Below are 17,387 nucleotides of genomic sequence, written 5' to 3'. Positions count from 1 at the left end.
GGCGTTTCCGTTATCGAACGCGCCCTCGGCGCGGTGCGTCATGCATTGCGCCGTGAACCACCCTGGGCGTGCCGCACGAGAAGGAGAATGAGACGATTCTGATATTGCCTAGCCGACGATCGAAAAGCGGAGCTCCGTCACGATTTCAAACCGTGGTCGCGGGCGTAGGCGTACAACTGGCTGTGGTTGTCGATGCCCAGCTTGCGCATCGCGTCCGCCTTCTGATGGCTGATGGTCTTGACGCTGCGGTTCAGCCGGCGCGCGATATCGCTGACCGAATGGCCGTCGGCGAACAAGCGGATCACTTCGGTTTCGCGCGCGGTGAGCGCGGTTTCCGGCCGGCCGCTTTCGCTTTCCAGCGCGGCCTGCAGGATCGGGCTGAGATAGCTGCGTCCGGCGCCGACCACGGCCACGGCCGCCGGCAGTTCGCGCAGATCCGAGCGCTTGCTGATCAGGCCGTGCGCCATTTCCCGGATCGCGCGCAGGATCGAAGGGTTGTCGAGCATGGTCAGCACCACTACCCGCAACAACGGATGGGTGCGGCGTATGGTCTGCAGCATGCGCAGCCCGTCCTGACCGTGGTCGCTGGGCGAAGGCATCGAAAAATCGGTCACCAGCACATCGCACGGCACGCGATCGAGCAATGCGATCAGCTCCTCGGCGCCTTGCGCGGCGCCGACGATCTCGATCGGCGGTTCGGCGCGCTCCAGCACGGCGCGGACGCCTGCCAGGACCACCGCGTGGTCGTCGGCTAAGACGATGCGTAAGGCGTTCATTCGTCCTTGGTCTCGACGATCCGTAAGAAAACTCGAGCGTACCGCGCCCACGGTCTTCGGCACGTATGCGGGAAGTCCGCGCCGGTGCCGTTTATATCGATTCAGACGCTGCGGCCGCTCGCTTCCCGATCGTGCGTTTCGTTATACGTGACGGGCGTCACACACGGCACGATCGGCATCGACCATCTTTTCCGTGGGGGAAATCATGCACAAGCTCCGCAGGGCGCCATCGCCCGGCTCCGCACAGAGCGAAGCCACGCCGCTTCCGCGCCCGGACGCGGCGCTCAAGCTGTTGCCTGCACCGGCCGCGACGGTCGCGCCGGCCGAGCGCACCGCCTGCTTGGTTTGCCCTGAACTGAGCGCCCTGGTCGACCTGCTCGGCGACGCCGTCGCCGCCGACGGCGTGGCCCTGATGCTGATCGAAGCCACGCTCAAGGACATCGCCGAGCTCGATGCCTGCCTGGATTCCTGCGATCTCGATCGCGCCGCGCTCTGCCTGCACCGCATCGTCGGCGGCTACCACGTCCTCGGGCCTTCGCCGCTGATGGACGAAGGCCGCGCGCTGCTCGCCGAAATGCGCACGGCGCGCAAGGGCGCGACCTTGGCGCGCCTGGCCCGATTCCGCGGACGCTTGCTCGCATTGACCTGGCGCTTGGAAGAAGCGATGGAAGCCGGCCGCGAACCGCGAACGGCTTAGCGATCAAGCTTCGGCGTTAGGCGTCAAGCCGAGCGCGCGCCTCAGTTCGGCGCGATAACTGCGGCCCGACGTCAAGCGGGCGCCGCTGCGCATCCGCACCACGTATTGGCCCGCGCTGTATGGTTCGACTTGCTCGACCATGCTCAGCCGCACGATCCGCGACCGATGGATGCGGATGAACTGCGCGGGATCCAAGCGTTCCCGGATGCCGGCCATGGTTTCGCGCAGCAACAAGCCGCGCCCGCCGACCTTGAGCTCGACGTAGTTGCCTTGGGCCAGCACGTATTCGATGTCCGCGACCGCGACGATCCGCACGCGCGCGCCATCGGGGACGGCCAAACGCTCCGGATAACGTCCGCGCGCATCGTCGCGGGATGCCTGCCCGGCGAGTTGGCGCCGAATCCGTTCCACCGAATCGCGTAAGCGGTCCGGCGCCACCGGCTTGACCAAATAGTCGACGGCGCGCGCATCGAAGGCCTGCACCGCGTGTTCCGAATAGGCGGTCACGAACACCACTAGCGGCCGCGGTTCGGCCGGCAGCCGTTCGAGCATGGCGAAGCCGTTCATTTGCGGCATGCGCACGTCCAAAAACACCACGTCCGGAGACAGCGCCGGCATCTCGCGCACCGCGGATTCGCCGTCGGCGAATTCGGCCAGCACTTCCACTTCGCGTTCGTCGCCGAGCAGGCGGCTCAGGCGCGCGCGCGCCAGCGGCTCGTCGTCGACGATCACCGCCCGCAACGCCCGGCTCATGCCGCGATCCTTTCGCGGTGCAGCGGCAAGCGCAAGCGCGCGCAGGTTCCGCCTGCCGGACCGCTGCTGTCGAGTTCCATCGCGTACTCCTGTCCGAACAGCACTTCCAATCGCGAACGTATGTTGGCCAAGCCGGTGCCGTGCCGCGGCGCGGTGGATCGGCCGTCGCCGTCGTCGCTGACTTCCAGCAGCAGCCAATCGCCGTCGCCGCGCACGCTGACGCCCAGGTGCCCGGGCGCGATCTTTTCGGCGATCGCGTGCCGGATCGCGTTTTCGGCCAAAGGCTGCAGCAGCAGCGGCGGAACCAAAGCATCGCATACCGCCGCGTCGATATCCCAATGCAACTGCAAGCGTTCGCCCAGCCGGACTTTTTCGATATCCAAATAATGCCGCAGCAGCCGCAATTCCTCGTGCAGCGCCACCAACGGGCGTTGCTTGTGGTCGAGGCTGCTGCGCAGCAATTCGCCCAGGCCTACCAGCATGCGATCGGCGGCCGCAGGATCGCTGTGCACCAACTCGGCCATCGAGTTCAAAGCATTGAACAGGAAATGCGGATTGAGCTGCGCGCTCAGCGCTTCCAGCCGCGTCTCGGTGAGCCGCGCCTGCAACTGCTCGGCCTGGCGCTGGCGCTGCAGCGCGCGGCGGCCGAACAGCCAAGCGTGGGCGACGCCGATGTTCAGCCAGGCGAGCAGGAAGTTGTTGAACACGCTGGTCACCAGCACGTCGCGGAACGGAGGCAATTCGCGGTACCAGCCCAACCAGGGGTTCAGGCGATAGATGACGATGGCGCGCAGCACGACGATGATGGCCACCGCGACGAATGACGCTCCGATCGATGCCGCCAAGCGGCCGCGCTCGATCGGGAAGCGCTCCACCAGCCAGAACAAACCCAACGAAAACGGAATCCACAACCAGGCCGAAGCCACGCCGCGACGCAGGGCTTGGCCGAGCGTCAGCGCCTCGTCGCCGCCGAACTGCATGGTCAGCAATTGTCCGGTCGTGACCAGGCCTTCCAGCGTCCACCAGAAGACCACCGCCAATACGACCAGCCAAGAGCGCCGCGACATGGCTGCAAGCTAACGGCGCGGGGATGCCGTTGCAACCCGCGGCCGCCGCCTTGGTCACCCCCGCGGATGCGTTCGTCACATCGGCCTTGTCGGCGCATGCGCGGGGCGGGAGTTTGCCGCCGAACCCGACCCGAGGACCGTCATGAAACGCCGCGCCGCGCTGTGTACCGCCCTCCTCCTGTGCCTGTCCGCGATCGCCCTGCCCGCCGCTGCCGACGACGGCCATTGCGCACCGCCGAAGATTTTCGGCGAAGGCGTCATTTCCCGCCCCGGCAACAACTGGGAATCGCGCCTGACCTTATCGCCGGATCGCAATCTGGCGCTGTGGACCGTGGGCAACGGCTTCGCCGGCGAGCAATTGGTCATCCTGATGTCCGAATACCGCCGCGGCGGTTGGAGCGAGCCGGTGGTCGCGCCGTTCTCCGGCATCTACGACGATGTCGACACGGTGTTCTCGCCCGACGGCAAGACCATCTATTTCTCGTCCAAGCGTCCGCTGCAACCCGGCGGCCAGCCGCTGGAGTTCTACGACTTGTGGAAGCTGCGCTACAGCGACGCGCGCGGCTTCGGCGAACCGCAGCATCTGGGCGCCGGCCCCAATAGCGCCGCGGACGAGCTGTATCCCAGCATCGACCGCCACGGCAATCTCTACTTCGGCAGCAATCGCGACGGCGAGAAGTGGGACATCTGGCGCAGTGCGCGACGGCCGGACGGCAGCTTCGGCCCGGCGGTGAAGCTGAGCGCCGCGATCAACACCGCCGACTATTGGGAATACAACCCCGAGATTTCGCCCGACGGCAAGACCCTGCTGTTCGCATCGCTCAGCCGCCCCGGCGGCTACGGCTGGGGCGACATCTACCGCAGCGATGCGCGCCGCGGCGTTTTCCAGCCCGCGCGGAATCTCGGGCCGTGCATCAATTCGAACGCCGACGATTACCACCCGACCATGCTGTGGGACGAGAACAAACTGATCTGGATCCGCAACTTCATCGAAGACCCCGACTGGTTCCCCGACTTCTTCATCACCCGTTACAAGCTGGAGTGATCGCGACATCCGACTTCGGCCGTTGCCGCCCCTCCCATCCCGGGAGGGTTTTTTTTCGATCCGCCACGAGCCTGCCGTAGCGCCGCCGCGTTAAACTGCGCACGGGGGTAGGCATGGATCCGCAGCCGGTCAGTTTGGCGTCCATTTTGATCGTGGAAGACGATCCGTCGGGACGGCTGCGTTTGCAGCGCTTGCTTTCCGGCGTCGCGGACGACGGCGCGCATATCGAAACCGCTTCCGACCTCGCCCAGGCGCAGGCGGCGCTGAGTGCGCGAACTTTCTCCCTGGCATTGGTGGACGTGCAATTGCCGGACGGCAACGGCATCGGCTTGATCGCCTGGATGCAACAGCACGCGCCGCGGACCGCGTCGGTGATCGTGTCGGCTTGGGCGGAAGAAGAAACCATCCTGGCCGCAGTGCAGGCCGGCGCCATCGGCTATTTGCTCAAGGACCGCGACGACGACGAACTGCGCGTCTCGCTGAAGAGCCTGCAGCGCGGCGGCGCGCCGATCGATCCCACCATCGCGCGCCGAATTCTGGCGCTGCTGCCGCAAGCCGCGCCGGCCGCGCCGCAGCCGGCCGCGCCGCCATTGTCCGAACGCGAACGCGAGATCCTCAAATTGGTCGCGCAAGGCTTCAGCAACCGAGAAATCGCCGAACTGGTGTCGCTATCCAAGCTCACCATCGAATGCCACACCAAGAACATATACCGCAAGCTCGCGGTCGGTTCGCGCACGGCCGCGGTTTTCGAGGCGCGTTCGATGGGGCTGCTGAATTGATCGGACGCCTGGCCGCCCTGTGCTTGTTCGCATTGCTCGCTTGTACCGCTGCGCAGGCGCAACCGCAGACACGGACGATCGAAGGCGCCGAAGCCGCGCGCTCGGATTGGGATGCGCAGGCACCGCCCGCGCAAGGCTGGGTGCCGGTGACGTTGATGGACCAGTGGCAAACGCGCTGGCCGGGCCATGATGGCGTCGTTTGGTATCGGCTCACCTGGCAGCAGGCCGACCCGCACGTGCCGACCGGCCTGTTGGTCGATTACACCTGCATGGCCGCGGCGGTCTACGTCAACGGCAGCCTGATCGCCCGCGACGCCAGTCTGGTCGAGCCCTTGTCGCGCGGTTGGACGGCGCCACGTTATTTCCTGCTGGATGCGCCGTTGCTGCGCCGGGGCCAGAACGAATTGCTGGTGCGCGTCTCGGGGCTCGCCGCCTACCAGCCCGCGTTCGGCAAGGCCACGGTCGGCGACCCGCAAACCGTTGAATCGATGTATCGCGCAGAAAAACTCGTGCGCCACGACCTGCAGTTGCTGGACATCGCGATCGGCGCCGTGCTGACCGCCTTGTTCGGCCTGTTCTGGCTGCTGCGCCGGCAGGACACGACTTACGGCTGGTTCGCGTTCAACGGCTTGTTCGGACTGGTCTACGGTTACAACTTCGTCGCCGCCAGTCCTTGGCCCTTTCCGACCACCGACGGCTGGCAGGCGTTCATTGCAGCGTGCTACGTCGCCGTGGCCGCGAGCTATGTGATCTTTCTGCTGCGATATGCCGACCGGCGCTGCCCGCGCTTCGAACGAATTCTGCTGGGAGTCGCGGCACTCGCGCTTGCGCTGGCGCTGGCTTTCCCGCAAGCGATGGGGCCGCTGCGCAACGTCTACGTGCTGCCGATGATGGGCTTGCACTATGCGGCCAGCATCGCGTTCGTGGCCTTCGCGCTGCGCCGCGGGCGGCGCGATCAGCAGGTGCTGGGGCTTTGCATCCTCTTGCCGCTGCTGGTGACCCTGTACGACGCCGCGGTGTACTTGGGTTTCGTGCGCGGCACCGGCTATGTCGCCGCGTTCACCTCGCCGGTCATGCTGCTGGGCATGGGCTTCGTGCTGGCGCACCGTTTCGTAGGCGCGATGAAGCGCGTCGAAGGCTTCAATCTCGAACTGCAACGCGAAGTGGCCGCGGCCACCGGCGAATTGTCGGACACGCTCAACCGGCAGCATGCGCTGGAACTGTCGCATAGCCGCGCGGGAGAACGCCTGAAGCTGGTGCGCGACCTGCACGACGGCTTCGGCGGCACGCTGGTTGGCGCCATCGCACGGCTGGAGCAAGCGCCGGAGGCCACGCCCAAGGCCGATCTCGTTAACCTGTTGAAAGAAATGCGCGAGGATCTGCGGCTGGTGATCGACACCACCTCGCAGGAACACGCCGACCTGACCGATCTGATCGCACCGCTGCGGCATCGCGCCAGCCGCTTGCTGGAGGCCGCGAAAATCGACGCGCGCTGGCAACTGGACGGGTTGGAAGGCATCGCGCTCGACTCGGCGCGCAGTTTGGATCTGCTGCGCTTGCTGCAAGAGGCCTTGACCAACGTCTTCAAGCACAGCCGCGCGCAGCGCGTGGAGGTGCGGGTCGCGCTCGTGGGCCAGCGCATGGTAGTCCGCGTGCGCGACGACGGCCGCGGACTGGCGGATCGCGCCGAGCCGCAGTCCTTCGAGGGCGGCACCGGACTGGCCAGCATGCGTTTGCGCGCCCAGCGCCTGGGCGGCGTGCTGCAACTGGCCTCCGCCGCGGACGGCACCGAATTGCGCGTGGATTTCCCGCTGGCCGCATAACCGTCTACCCGGTTTCGGGGATACCTCCGCGGCCCGCCTGCGCGCATGGTGGCCGCGCCATGGACGACGGCCTCGGGCAGCGACCGCAACCGCGGATGGAAGCCCTCCCTCCCGACGACGCTCGTCGTGGCATTCCTATCCACGATGCGTCACCAACGGGAGAAACTCGAATGGAAGTCCAAGACCAAACCGAACAGGCCAAAATCGAAACCGACGCCGGGTTGCGCGAAATAGGCCTGGAAATCGTCGGCAACCTGGAACGGCATTTCGGCATCGATCTGAAGAGGATCGTCGACGACGAAAACCTGGATGCCGAGCAAGCCTACGTGGAGCTGCGCGCCTCGCTGGCGGCCGCGGTGCTGTCGCACGCAGGCTATCCGGCCGAAGACCGCGAATTCGCAGTGCCAGGCCCGCTCGCCAAAGGCGTGGAGAACGAGCCGAACGTGTTCATCACCCAGCACAACGCCAACATCGCCGCCGATTACAGCGGCGAGCGCGTGCGCGAATACGTGATCGACCTGACCCGCAGGCTGGACCTGATGTCGCGCTCCAACAGCGTCGGCAGCCTGGTCGGCAACACCATCGGCGGCTTCGTGATCGCGGTCGGCATCGGCGTCGGCAAGGAAGTGGGCAAGCGCTTGTTCAACGGCGACGCGCTGAAAGAAGCGCTGACCGGCGCGATCGGCAAGGTCGGCCTGAAGACCGCGCTGCTGGCGGTGGTCGGCGCGCTCGCCGGCATCCTGAAATGGATGGTCTTCGACAAGCAGGCGCGGATCCTGGGCGTGGTGATCAACGACACCGATACCGACTTCGTGGTTCGAGATTGGCGCAAGAGCGTGGACGGCTACCACGGCGGCGACCTGTACATGGCCCACGGCGCCACCAAGAACTTCATGTCGGACCATCTGACCGGCGATCTGGATTCGCCGGAAGTGCAACTGAAGGCGCGCATTGCCGGCAAGACGCCCGAAGAGCGCCAGGTCGCGATCGGCATCTACTTCGCCGACCGCAAGTCAGGTTTCTACGGCGCCGAGGGCCTGTACGTGTTCACTCCGCTCGCGGGCGGCCACGACAGCGTGGCGGTCCAGTTCGCGGTGCCGTTCTCGAAGGCGAACAACGCCAACATCGCTTTGCACCGGGGCGGTTCGGTCAACGACAAATCGAAACTGGAAGGCATGTTCCGGGCCTTGTACAACGAGAAGAAAGTGAACGTCGACAAGCGCGAAGGGCCGTACCGGCTGCGCTCGCACATCAATTCGCCGTCGGGCGGCGTGGTCAGCGGGATCGCCTGCATCAGCAAGGCCTAGCTCCGCACTCCCCGCGCCGCGATCGCGGCGCGGGGCCCGCCCGGGTCGCTCGAATGGCGCAGGCGATCCGGGACGACGGATGTTTCGCTAAGGCGGAGCGTTCGCCGCTCAGGCCAAATCCATGGCCTTCAGCGCCTCGACGAGCCGTCGCGCATCGCCGGCGGGCACCACGGTCGTAGCGGGCAGCTGCGCCGGCAGGCCGCACTCCGGCGAACAGATCACCGGAATGCCGGCAGCCAAGGCTTTCAGCAACAGTCCGGGCCGATGCTCGACATAGGCCGGCAATACCACGCAGCCCACGTCGGCGAAAATATCGCCGGGCGCAGCGGCTCGCGCCTTCGTTCCGCGCCAAAATCCTTCGCCTTCGCTGGCGCTGCCCAGCACGCGCACTTCCAAACCGAGTTCCGCGCACGCCTCGCGCACTTCGTAGGCGCCTTTGCGCCCCAGCGCGGAGGCCGGGAACAGCAGACTTTTGCCTTGCGATGCTTTGCCGGCGAATTCCGGGAATACCCATTCCAAGCGTTCGACCGGAACGCCGTAACGCCCGGCGTAATCCGCGACGGCCGTGTGCGGCGTGACGATGCTGTCGGCATTGCCGAGCCCCGTTTCTTCCAGCCTCACCAGCGCCTCATCGGCCCTGAAATCGGCCAACGTCGGCGACTCCGGGTGCAGCGCCGCGGCGCGATCCAAATCGCGCTGCAGCATCGCGATCGGCGCGCGCGTCATCAGCACGGCGTAACGCCGACCGCCGAGGACGCCCGTGCGGACCAGTTCGGCGAGCATGCCGACCGGGACCACGAGTTGCTCGGCGTCGTAAGGGACCGCTTTCGCGAACGCCCGCGCGAACTCGCGGTCGAACGCCAACAGCCGCCGTTGCCTCGCGGCGCCTTGGGCCTGCAAACGCCTGGAGGCCAAACTGCGGCGCAGCGCTAACCAGCGATGCTCGACCAACCGCACGCCCTCGTTCCGGACCGAGTTCCACGCATAGTTCGGGCGCTTCCGGCGAACGCCGTCCATCGGCACCGACGCGAAATCTCCGGAACGCAGGCGGCCGGCGATCCAGCGGTCGAATTCGGGCCACATCTCGTCCAACAGATACCCGGTACTGCGCGATCTGGGCGCCGGTTCGAAGCGCTGAACGCATTCGCCCTGAGCGCAATCTCCGCAATCGTCGGGCGCCGGCGCCGGATCGCCGACCAAAGCCGCGCGCAAAGCGGGGCGCGATGAAGCTTCGCGCCGCGGCGCTGCATCGCCGCGGAATCGGACGATCAACCGGTCTTGGGTCAAGCGCGCTTCGATGGCGAACGCGCGTTCGCAACGGAAGCGCAGGTCCAGATAGTTCCAAAACACGGTCGCGTCCCTGCCCCGTTCGGCAAGCGAGCCCGGCACGACTTGCGAATGCGGATGGCGTTCGACGATGCGCATGCCGGCATCCAGCGCGGCCGAATACAGCGCGTTCGACAATTGGCACAGGCCGCCGCCGATGCTGGAGATCATGCAGCCTTCGCGCAGTTCGCGGCCTTCGACGTAGCCGCGGCGTTCGGTCGGCCGCCCAACGGCTTTCCAGAAACTGAAAACGTCGCCGGCCGCGAAATGCAGGCCATCCAATTTCGTTGCGGCGACGCGCAAGTTCTGCACTTTGCCGGCTACCAGGGCGCTGCGGTCGTCGAACAGAGAAGTCCAGAGCGGGCTGACGGATTCGGCCAGAACGCGGCCTTCGTCGTCCCCGGCCGCCGGCCGATAGGCCAACGATGCCGGACGCCGCCCGGCCGGAGCGGCGATGTCCTCGATCAACCGCAGCGCGCGCAACCCATTCGCACGGATCCCGAACCAGGCTTTCCCCGCCCGGGATCCGAACCAGCTCGTTTGGGCGGGCGCATGCATGCGCAGCACTCTAACCACAAATGCTTGCGACCGGCAGACGGCCTATTCGAACAGGCGATGGAACGTTTCCACCGGCAGGTCGTGCCCGGCCTTCGCATCCAGCTTCGCGAGTACCTCTTCTTGCAGGATGCGCGCGCGGCGGGTCAGCTCCTTGCGGTGATGGCCGCCGAATCCGTACAGCTTGCCCACGATCGCGCAACTCAAATTCATGTGCGCCGGGCCCGCTCCGCCCCAACCGAAGCCGCCGCTGTAGTCGTACAGGTCGCCGCGGGCCGGGATCGCCTCCGCCTTCTCGCCCGGTTCGTGGCGGTACAACGCGACGCAAGCGCCCTCGACGATGCGCAGTAAGATTTCGGGCATGTCATTGGCTCCGTTGCGATCGCGACTCCGTGTCGTCTTGCGACAACGACGGAAAGCCACCGATGCGACGGCCTCGCCTTGCAGCGGATGTTCGGAAGTGCAATTCGTATCGCAATTCATCCCGGTGTTGGAATGTGATCGCGTCTACTACATCCGCTCGGACAAAGAAAAAGCCGGCTAGGCCGGCTTTCTCTTCGCTTCTGTTGTCGGCGGCCTGCGCTTAGGCGCGCGATCCGCGCCGCGCCCCATCGCGGGCGCCCTGCCCGCTGCGATGCTGCTTCGGGCCGGCATGCGCATGCGCGCTGCGGTCGCCCGGCTTGCCGTGCGGGCGGTGCGCCTTGCGCGGCGGACGATTGCCGGCGGGACGCTGGTTGCCGCGCTGCTGCGTCGGCACGCCGATGTCCAAACGGATCGGGCGGCTCGGCGCGTAGCCTTCGACCACCGACATGTCCAGATCGACTTTCAGCATGCGCTGGATCTGGCGCAGCAGGCCGCCTTCCTCCGGCGACACCAACGACAGCGCTTCGCCGCTGGCGCCGGCGCGGCCGGTGCGGCCGATGCGGTGGATGTAGTCCTCGGCCACCATCGGCAGATCGTGGTTGATCACCAGCGGCAGGTTCGGGATGTCCAAACCGCGCGCGGCGACGTCGGTCGCCACCAGCACGCGCGCCTTGCCGGCTTTGAACAGGTTCAACGCCTTCTGCCGCTGCGCCTGGCTCTTGTTGCCGTGGATCGCGACCGCCTTCAAGCCGGCGGTTTCCAACTGCTCGGCCAAACGGTTGCAGCCGTGCTTGGTCTTGCCGAACACCAACACCTGTTCGGTGTGGCGCTTGCTGAGGATATCGATCAGCAATTCGCGCTTGCGGGAAGCGTCGACCGGATGCGCGCGATGGACGATGGTCTCGGCGATGGTGTTGTTGGCGGCGACCTGCACCTGCTGCGGATTGCGCATGAACTCCAACGCCAGCGCCTTGATCTGAGCTTCGAACGTGGCCGAGAACAGCAGCGTCTGCCGCTGTGCCGGCACGCGGCCGAGGATGCGCTTGATCGCGGGCAGGAAGCCCATGTCGAGCATGCGGTCGGCTTCGTCCAGGACCAGGATCTCGACCGCGTCGAGCTTAGCGGTGCCGCGCTCCATGTGGTCGATCAAACGGCCCGGCGTGGCGACCAGGATGTCGACGCCGCGGCGCAGGTTGTCCATCTGCGGGCCCATGCCGGCGCCGCCGTAGATGGTGGTCACGTTCAGGCGCAGGTGCTTGCCGTAGGTGCGCAGGCTGTCGGCTACCTGCACCGCGAGTTCGCGGGTCGGGGTCAGGATCAGCGCGCGCGGCTTGCGCGGGCCGGCCGGCGGGGTCTGCTTGGACAGGCGCTGCAGCAGCGGCAGGGCGAACGCGGCGGTCTTGCCGGTGCCGGTCTGGGCGCCGCCCAGCAGATCGTGGCCGGCCAGGGCCAGCGGGATGGCCTGGGCCTGGATCGGCGTCGGCTGGTTGTAGTCGTTTTCGGCCAGCGCGCGCAGCAGCGCGGGCGACAGCCCGAGGGTTTCGAACGTCATTGGGTAAAGCTCCGATGGTGCAACGGCCCCACGCCGCCGAGCGGCGGGCCGTTTACTCGAAGCTTCCTAGAAACCGCGCTGCGAGTAGGGATTTGGACGGTTCCGGAGGTTCCGGACCGTGTCTGCGCGACGAAAGACGTGCGGGATAAGTGGCCGGGATCGTTGGGGTTTCAGCCCCTCTCCGACCCTGCGGCAGGCGTACCAGGAACAGGCAGCCGCGTTGCAAACGGGACGAACTGTACGCGAATTTCCCTGAATGGGCCACCTACCCGGCGGCCCGCCTTTCGTTTTTTCGATGAATTGCCCGGATTTTTCGCGGACAATATGCCCGTTGGGGGAATGGACGAGCGGTTTGGATCGGAATTCGATAGCCACGGATGACGCCGGCGTAAGCCGGTTCGGCCGCAAGTTCGCGAAACTCGCGATGCTCGCGCTTCTCGCGCTGGCCTCGTTCGCCGTATCGGCGCAAGAATGGCGCTACCGCGTGCGTCCGGGCGATACCGTTTGGGATCTGTCGGCCAAATACGTGCGCAGCGACATTCCTTGGCAGAAGCTGCAAGCGCATAACGCCGTCCCCGATCCGTACCGGTTGCCTCCCGGCTCGCTGATGCGTTTTCCGGTGGCTTGGCTGAAGCAGCAGCCGGCGAAGGCCCAGGTGCTGGCGGTCGAGGGCAGCGTGCAAGCGCAAGCCGGCCGCGCCGCGAAATCGATCGCCGTCGCCGAAGGCATGCGCTTGGGGATCGGCACCCGGCTGCGCACCGCCAAAGGCGCCAGTTTGACGCTGCAATTCGTCGACGGCTCGCGCTTGCTGTTGCAGGGCGACAGCGAATTGGTCCTGGACAAGCTCACCGCTTACGGCGCCACCGGCATGGCCGACACGCGCGTGCGCTTGGCGCGCGGCCGCATCAGCAACGCGGTCAAGCGCATGCGCGGGCCGGCGTCGCGCTTCATCGTCGAAACGCCGAGCACCATGTCGAGCGTGCGGGGCACCGAATTCCGCATCGGCAGCGACGAGCAAGGTTCGCAAGCCGAGGTGTTGGAAGGCAGCGTCGCGGTCAGCGGCGGCGGTCGGCAGCTCGTGCTGAAACCCGGCCAGGGCACGGCAAGCGGCGCGGACAACCGCCCGGCCGCCGTTTCGTTGCTGTTGCCTGCGCCGGAATCGGCGTCGCTCAAACTGCAAGCGGGCCGCCTGGTGTGGGCGCCGGTAGCCGGCGCGCAACGCTACCGTGGGCAAGTCAGCGCGAGCGCCGATTTCCTGACGCTCGCCGTCGATGAAATCTCCGACGCTCCGAGCATCGCCCTGCCGCCGCTGGCAAACGGCGACTACCACTTGCGGGTGCGCGCGATCGACGGCCACGGCATCGAAGGCTTCGACGCGACCGCCGCCGCGCGCATCTCGGTGCAGCCGCCGTTCGCGATCGCGCCCGCGCAAGGCGAAACCTCCCGAGTCGACCGTCCGCGCTTCCGCTGGGCGTCGACCGGCGAAGGCGTGCGCTACCGCGTGCAGCTCGCAAGCGACCCCGGATTCGCGACGCTGCTGTTCGATCAGGAGGGATTGCAGAAGACAGAACTGCGCGCCGCGCAGCCTTTGGCGCCCGGCGAATACTATTGGCGCGTCGCCGCGGTGGATGCGGCCGGACAAACGTCGGCCTTCAACGACGGCGTGCGTTTCGGCGTGGCGCCGGCGGACGGCCCGGCGCTGGAACGCGACGCGAACGCCGACAAGAACACGCTGACGGTGCGTTGGCCGGAAGGCGGACCGGGCCAGCGCTATCGCTTCCAACTGTCGCGCAAGGCCGATTTCTCGCGCCTGGAAGTGGATCGCGAACTGGACACGAACCAGATCTCGCTGCCGGACCTGCGCTCGGGCACGTGGTACGCGCGTACGCAGGTGATCGACAGCGATGGATACGCGGAGCCGTTCGGCCCGGCGCAGAGCGTCAAGCTCGGCTGCCGTCCGTGCACGATCGCCGCCATCGGCGGCGGCGCGGTATTGCTGCTGCTGGCTTTGTAAGCATGCGCGCCGACGGCAGAGGATTGCGATGGAAGCTGCTGGCGGGCCTGGCCGCGGCCGCCTGCACGGCTTTGCTGACGGTATCCGGCCTGACCTGGCGCTTCGATACCTGGCTCTACGATTTCCTGATCGCCCACTCCGGGCAGCAAGCCGATCCCAGCATCGTCCTGGTGGAAGTGGACGACGACAGCCTCAGCTCGCTCGGCCGCTGGCCGTGGCCGCGCCGGATCCACGCCGATTTGCTCGACAAGCTGCACGGGGCCGGCGCGCGCGGGATCGCGCTCGACATCGCGTTCGCCGAACCGGACCGTTCCGATCCGGCGGGCGACGCCAAGCTCGCGGCGGCGATCAAGCGCGAAGGCGGCATCGTGCTGCCGGTGATGGTCGAACCTTCGCAGCCGGACGGCACATTGATCGAAGTGCTGCCGATGCCCGAGTTCAGCGCGGCGGCGGCGGATCTGGGCCATGTCGAAGTCGACGTCGATCCCGATGGCGTCGCCCGCCACACCTATCTGCGCGCAGGCTTGGGCGAAGCGCGCTGGCCCGCGCTGGCCTTGGCCTTGTTCGAATTGCGGCCGAGCGAAAGCCATCGCGGCGCGTTGCCCGGATTGCTCAATCCGCAGACCACGGCGTCGCCGTATTTGTGGGTGCGCGACCGCGACGTGATGATCCCTTACGTCTCCGACGGCAAGGGCTTCCAGCGCGTTTCCTATCTCGATCTGCTGCGCGGCCAGGTTCCGGCGGAACTGCTGCGCGACCGTTGGCTGCTGGTGGGCGTTACCGCGCACGGCATCGGCGATACGCTGCTCACGCCCGTGGCGTCGACCGACACGCGCATTTCCGGCCTGGAGTACCAAGCCAATCTGCTCAACATGCTGGTCCGCGGCAACGCGATCACGCCGTTGACCGCGTCTTGGCAATTGGCGTTCGGCCTTGCGCTGACGCTGCTGCCCTTGCTGGTGCTGGCCTGGACGGATCTGCGCCGGCCTTGGCTGCTGGCATTGGGCGCCTGCACCGCCGTGGTCCTGTTCTGCGCGCTGTTGCTGCACGTCGGGCGCTATTGGTTCGCGCCGATGCCGGCCTTGGCGACGCTGCTGCTGGCGCTGGCCGCGTGGGGCGTGTACCGGCTGCAGTTGTCGCAGCGTCTGGCCCATTCCGACGCGCTGACCCGCCTGTCCAACCGGCGCTTGTTCGACGTGATGCTGACCCGCGAGCTGGGCGCGGCGCGGCGCGGCAACCGGCCGCTGTCGCTGCTGCTGATCGACCTGGACCACTTCAAGCACTACAACGACACCCAGGGCCACCAGGCGGGCGACGACGCCTTGCGCCGGATCGCGCATGCCATCGCCGAACGCGCGCGGCGCCCGCGCGACGTGCCCGCGCGCTACGGCGGCGACGAATTGGCGGCGATCCTGCCCGAAACCACCGCGCACGCGGCGCAGGCGATCGCCGACCACATCGTCCGCGACGTGCGCGCCTTGGCGATCGCGCACCCGGGTTCGGACGTGGCCCCGGTCATGACGGTCAGCATCGGCGTGGCCACCTATTTCCCGATCCTGGAAGGCCACGAAGCCGACCTGCTGGAGCGCGCCGACGCGGCCCTGTACCAAGCGAAGCAGAAGGGCCGCGACCGCAGTTTCTGCGCCGAGACCACGACCTCGGCCTGAGCGCGCGCGCCACGCCTGCGGCGGCCCTGCCCTCCTCGGCGCGTTTATGCCAATCTTGGCGCTTCGACGCGGAAGGGGACGGCAATGAGACGTGATCCCGGCATCGTGCTGGCGAGGCTGCTGCTGGCCAGCGTATTCGTGGTGATGGGCGCCTACCGCCTGTGGGCCGCCAGCCAAGGCGCGGCGATCCCGAACAGCACGCTGGTGTTCAGCGCGGTCGAATTGATCCTGGGCTTGCTGATCGCGATCGGCTGGAAGCTGCGCCTGACCGCATCGGTGGCCGCGCTGCTGATGGCGGTCGACGCGCTGCTTTCGCATCGCTTCTGGGCGCTGCCCGATCCGGAGCGCGGCGCGCAATTGCTGCACTTCATGAAGAACGTCAACATCGTCGGCGGCTTGCTGTTGCTGGCGGTGGTCTCCGGCCAAAAGCAGCGCCGTCTGTAAGGAACGCCTATGACGGGACAGCCGCGCAAATCGCTGCTGCGCGCGCGCGGCGGTCACGACAGCAGCCGGGTCGGCATGGTCGAGCTGTTCTTCGACCTGGTGTTCGTGTTCGCGGTGACCCAGCTGTCGCACACGCTGTTGGCCCATTTGGATCCGCTCGGCGCGCTGCAAGTCGGATTGCTTTTCGTGGCGATGTGGTGGGCCTGGGTCGACACCTCTTGGATCACCAATTGGTTCGACCCCGAACGCCTGCCGGTGCGGTCGATGCTGTTCGCGCTGATGCTGGCCGGGTTGGTGCTGTCATCGTCCATCCCCAAAGCGTTCGACGGGAACGGCATGGCCTTCGCTTGCGGCTATGCCGCGCTGCAAGTCGGGCGCTCGGCGTTCATCCTGTGGGCTTTCCGCAACGAGACGACGGCCCGGCGCCGCAACTTCGAGCGCATCTTGATTTGGCTATGCGTCACATCGGCGATGTGGATTGTCGGCGCATTCCACGACGGCGCCACGCGGCTGGCCTGGTGGACGGCGGCCGTGGCGATCGAAATGATCGCGCCGTTGTCGTATTTCTGGGTGCCGGGCCTGGGCGCTTCTTCGACCCGCGATTGGGACGTCGACGCGCACCACCTGGCCGAGCGCTGCGGCTTGTTCATCATCATCGCGCTGGGCGAATCCCTGCTGGTGACCGGCGCGACGTTCGCCGAGCGTCCTTGGGATGCGCCCACGGTCGCGGCGTTCTTGTCGGCATTCCTGGGGTCGGTGGCGATGTGGTGGGTGTATTTCGACACCGGCGCGGAACGGGCGATCCATCGCTTCGCCGCTTCGGACGATCCCGGCCGGGTCGCGCGGCTCGCCTACACCTATCTGCACATGCCGATCGTGGCCGGCATCATCGTCTGCGCGGTCGCCGACGAGATCGTGCTGGTCCATCCCGGCCATGCCGAGGACGCGGGCATCGCCGCGATCCTGGGCGGTCCGGCGCTGTATCTGATCGGCAACGCATTGTTCAAATGGGCGACCAACGACCGCCGCACGCCGCCGCTGTCGCACCTGGCTGGCTTGCTCTTGCTGTTCGCGCTGGTGCCGTTCGCCTTCGCGCATGTGTTTTCGGCGCTGACGCTGGGCATCGCGACGACCGCGATCTTGGTTCTTGTCGCCGCGTGGGAGACCATCGCTCTGCGCAGGCCACACAGGCCCGCGGCTTCGTAGAGTCGAGCCTGCT

The 17,387-nt window shown here is 66.9% G+C and carries 15 protein-coding genes; 9 read left to right on the top strand and 6 right to left on the bottom strand.

The annotated features are described in order from the left end of the window. Nucleotides 1–137 precede the first annotated feature (137 nt). On the bottom strand, nt 138–776 hold the full coding sequence (locus tag FCE95_RS00160) for a response regulator (protein ID WP_137264994.1): 639 nt from the start codon (nt 774–776) through the stop codon (nt 138–140). A 205-nt stretch (nt 777–981) separates the two neighbouring features. On the opposite strand from FCE95_RS00160, the gene FCE95_RS00155 reads away from it, so the two are divergent. Then, nucleotides 982–1,473, top strand: coding sequence for a hypothetical protein (locus FCE95_RS00155; protein WP_137264993.1), 492 nt, complete (start codon nt 982–984; stop codon nt 1,471–1,473). Between the two features lie 3 nt (nt 1,474–1,476). On the opposite strand, the gene FCE95_RS00150 is transcribed toward FCE95_RS00155, so the two are convergent. Both FCE95_RS00150 and FCE95_RS00145 read right to left on the bottom strand, forming a co-directional pair. Beyond that, nucleotides 1,477–2,226 (bottom strand): LytR/AlgR family response regulator transcription factor, encoded by a 750-nt coding sequence (locus FCE95_RS00150; protein WP_189644593.1) that lies wholly within the window; start codon nt 2,224–2,226, stop codon nt 1,477–1,479. Then, nucleotides 2,223–3,293, bottom strand: coding sequence for a sensor histidine kinase (locus FCE95_RS00145; RefSeq protein WP_137264991.1), 1,071 nt, complete (start codon nt 3,291–3,293; stop codon nt 2,223–2,225). The genes FCE95_RS00150 and FCE95_RS00145 overlap by 4 nt, the downstream gene beginning before the upstream one ends. Before the next feature lie 142 nt (nt 3,294–3,435). Here FCE95_RS00145 and FCE95_RS00140 point away from each other — a divergent pair, with 142 nt between their 5' ends. The 4 genes from FCE95_RS00140 (at nt 3,436) to FCE95_RS00125 (ending at nt 8,247) form a co-directional block, all read left to right on the top strand. Continuing rightward, nucleotides 3,436–4,338 carry a TolB family protein gene (locus FCE95_RS00140; protein WP_137264990.1) on the top strand — a complete coding sequence of 301 codons (903 nt, stop codon included), beginning with the start codon at nt 3,436–3,438 and terminating at the stop codon, nt 4,336–4,338. 113 nt (nt 4,339–4,451) lie between these two features. Continuing rightward, nucleotides 4,452–5,117 carry a response regulator transcription factor gene (locus FCE95_RS00135; RefSeq protein WP_137264989.1) on the top strand — a complete coding sequence of 222 codons (666 nt, stop codon included), beginning with the start codon at nt 4,452–4,454 and terminating at the stop codon, nt 5,115–5,117. Further along, complete coding sequence (locus FCE95_RS00130) at nt 5,114–6,940, top strand: sensor histidine kinase (RefSeq protein ID WP_189644592.1); 1,827 nt, start codon at nt 5,114–5,116, stop codon at nt 6,938–6,940. Before FCE95_RS00135 ends, FCE95_RS00130 begins: the two co-directional genes overlap by 4 nt. A 170-nt stretch (nt 6,941–7,110) precedes the next feature. Further along, the gene (locus tag FCE95_RS00125) at nt 7,111–8,247 is read left to right on the top strand and encodes a hypothetical protein (protein WP_137264987.1); all 1,137 of its coding nucleotides are present in this window, start codon (nt 7,111–7,113) and stop codon (nt 8,245–8,247) included. A gap of 108 nt (nt 8,248–8,355) precedes the next feature. Here the strand turns inward: FCE95_RS00125 and FCE95_RS00120 are convergent, their stop codons facing one another. The 3 genes from FCE95_RS00120 to FCE95_RS00110 form a co-directional block, all read right to left on the bottom strand. Next, complete coding sequence (locus FCE95_RS00120; RefSeq protein ID WP_223266720.1) at nt 8,356–10,056, bottom strand: VanW family protein; 1,701 nt, start codon at nt 10,054–10,056, stop codon at nt 8,356–8,358. Nucleotides 10,057–10,173: 117 nt separating this feature from the next. Continuing rightward, nucleotides 10,174–10,491, bottom strand: coding sequence for a hypothetical protein (locus FCE95_RS00115; protein ID WP_137264985.1), 318 nt, complete (start codon nt 10,489–10,491; stop codon nt 10,174–10,176). Between the two features lie 220 nt (nt 10,492–10,711). Next, the gene (locus FCE95_RS00110; RefSeq protein ID WP_137264984.1) at nt 10,712–12,043 is read right to left on the bottom strand and encodes a DEAD/DEAH box helicase; all 1,332 of its coding nucleotides are present in this window, start codon (nt 12,041–12,043) and stop codon (nt 10,712–10,714) included. 424 nt (nt 12,044–12,467) lie between these two features. Between FCE95_RS00110 and FCE95_RS00105 the strand changes: the two genes are divergently transcribed. The 4 genes from FCE95_RS00105 to FCE95_RS00090 all read left to right on the top strand — a co-directional run bounded on the left by FCE95_RS00105 (nt 12,468) and on the right by FCE95_RS00090 (nt 17,374). Then, a complete protein-coding gene (locus FCE95_RS00105) occupies nt 12,468–14,057 on the top strand; it encodes a FecR family protein (protein WP_189644591.1) in 1,590 nt (529 codons plus the stop codon). A gap of 2 nt (nt 14,058–14,059) precedes the next feature. Beyond that, nucleotides 14,060–15,724 carry a CHASE2 domain-containing protein gene (locus tag FCE95_RS00100; RefSeq protein ID WP_137264982.1) on the top strand — a complete coding sequence of 555 codons (1,665 nt, stop codon included), beginning with the start codon at nt 14,060–14,062 and terminating at the stop codon, nt 15,722–15,724. Nucleotides 15,725–15,808: 84 nt separating this feature from the next. Next, nucleotides 15,809–16,168 (top strand): DoxX family protein, encoded by a 360-nt coding sequence (locus tag FCE95_RS00095; RefSeq protein ID WP_137264981.1) that lies wholly within the window; start codon nt 15,809–15,811, stop codon nt 16,166–16,168. 9 nt (nt 16,169–16,177) lie between these two features. Continuing rightward, the gene (locus FCE95_RS00090) at nt 16,178–17,374 is read left to right on the top strand and encodes a low temperature requirement protein A (protein ID WP_137264980.1); all 1,197 of its coding nucleotides are present in this window, start codon (nt 16,178–16,180) and stop codon (nt 17,372–17,374) included. The last annotated feature ends 13 nt before the right edge of the window (nt 17,375–17,387 follow it).

The sequence above is a fragment of the Luteimonas gilva genome, assembly GCF_005239095.1.
GTDB classification, from domain to species: Bacteria; Pseudomonadota; Gammaproteobacteria; order Xanthomonadales; family Xanthomonadaceae; genus Luteimonas_C; species Luteimonas_C gilva.
The sequence above is the reverse complement of the archived record's forward strand: the minus strand, read 5'-3'. Positions and strand labels throughout refer to the sequence as shown.

Excerpts from the sequence above, each read along its gene's own strand:
- FCE95_RS00160 (WP_137264994.1), bottom strand. The coding sequence starts at position 776 with ATGAACGCCTTACGCATCGTCTTAGCCGACGACCACGCGGTGGTCCTG.
- FCE95_RS00155 (WP_137264993.1), top strand. The coding sequence starts at position 982 with ATGCACAAGCTCCGCAGGGCGCCATCGCCCGGCTCCGCACAGAGCGAA.
- FCE95_RS00150 (WP_189644593.1), bottom strand. The coding sequence starts at position 2,226 with ATGAGCCGGGCGTTGCGGGCGGTGATCGTCGACGACGAGCCGCTGGCG.
- FCE95_RS00145 (WP_137264991.1), bottom strand. The coding sequence starts at position 3,293 with ATGTCGCGGCGCTCTTGGCTGGTCGTATTGGCGGTGGTCTTCTGGTGG.
- FCE95_RS00140 (WP_137264990.1), top strand. The coding sequence starts at position 3,436 with ATGAAACGCCGCGCCGCGCTGTGTACCGCCCTCCTCCTGTGCCTGTCC.
- FCE95_RS00135 (WP_137264989.1), top strand. The coding sequence starts at position 4,452 with ATGGATCCGCAGCCGGTCAGTTTGGCGTCCATTTTGATCGTGGAAGAC.
- FCE95_RS00125 (WP_137264987.1), top strand. The coding sequence starts at position 7,111 with ATGGAAGTCCAAGACCAAACCGAACAGGCCAAAATCGAAACCGACGCC.
- FCE95_RS00115 (WP_137264985.1), bottom strand. The coding sequence starts at position 10,491 with ATGCCCGAAATCTTACTGCGCATCGTCGAGGGCGCTTGCGTCGCGTTG.
- FCE95_RS00110 (WP_137264984.1), bottom strand. The coding sequence starts at position 12,043 with ATGACGTTCGAAACCCTCGGGCTGTCGCCCGCGCTGCTGCGCGCGCTG.
- FCE95_RS00105 (WP_189644591.1), top strand. The coding sequence starts at position 12,468 with ATGCTCGCGCTTCTCGCGCTGGCCTCGTTCGCCGTATCGGCGCAAGAA.
- FCE95_RS00100 (WP_137264982.1), top strand. The coding sequence starts at position 14,060 with ATGCGCGCCGACGGCAGAGGATTGCGATGGAAGCTGCTGGCGGGCCTG.
- FCE95_RS00095 (WP_137264981.1), top strand. The coding sequence starts at position 15,809 with ATGAGACGTGATCCCGGCATCGTGCTGGCGAGGCTGCTGCTGGCCAGC.
- FCE95_RS00090 (WP_137264980.1), top strand. The coding sequence starts at position 16,178 with ATGACGGGACAGCCGCGCAAATCGCTGCTGCGCGCGCGCGGCGGTCAC.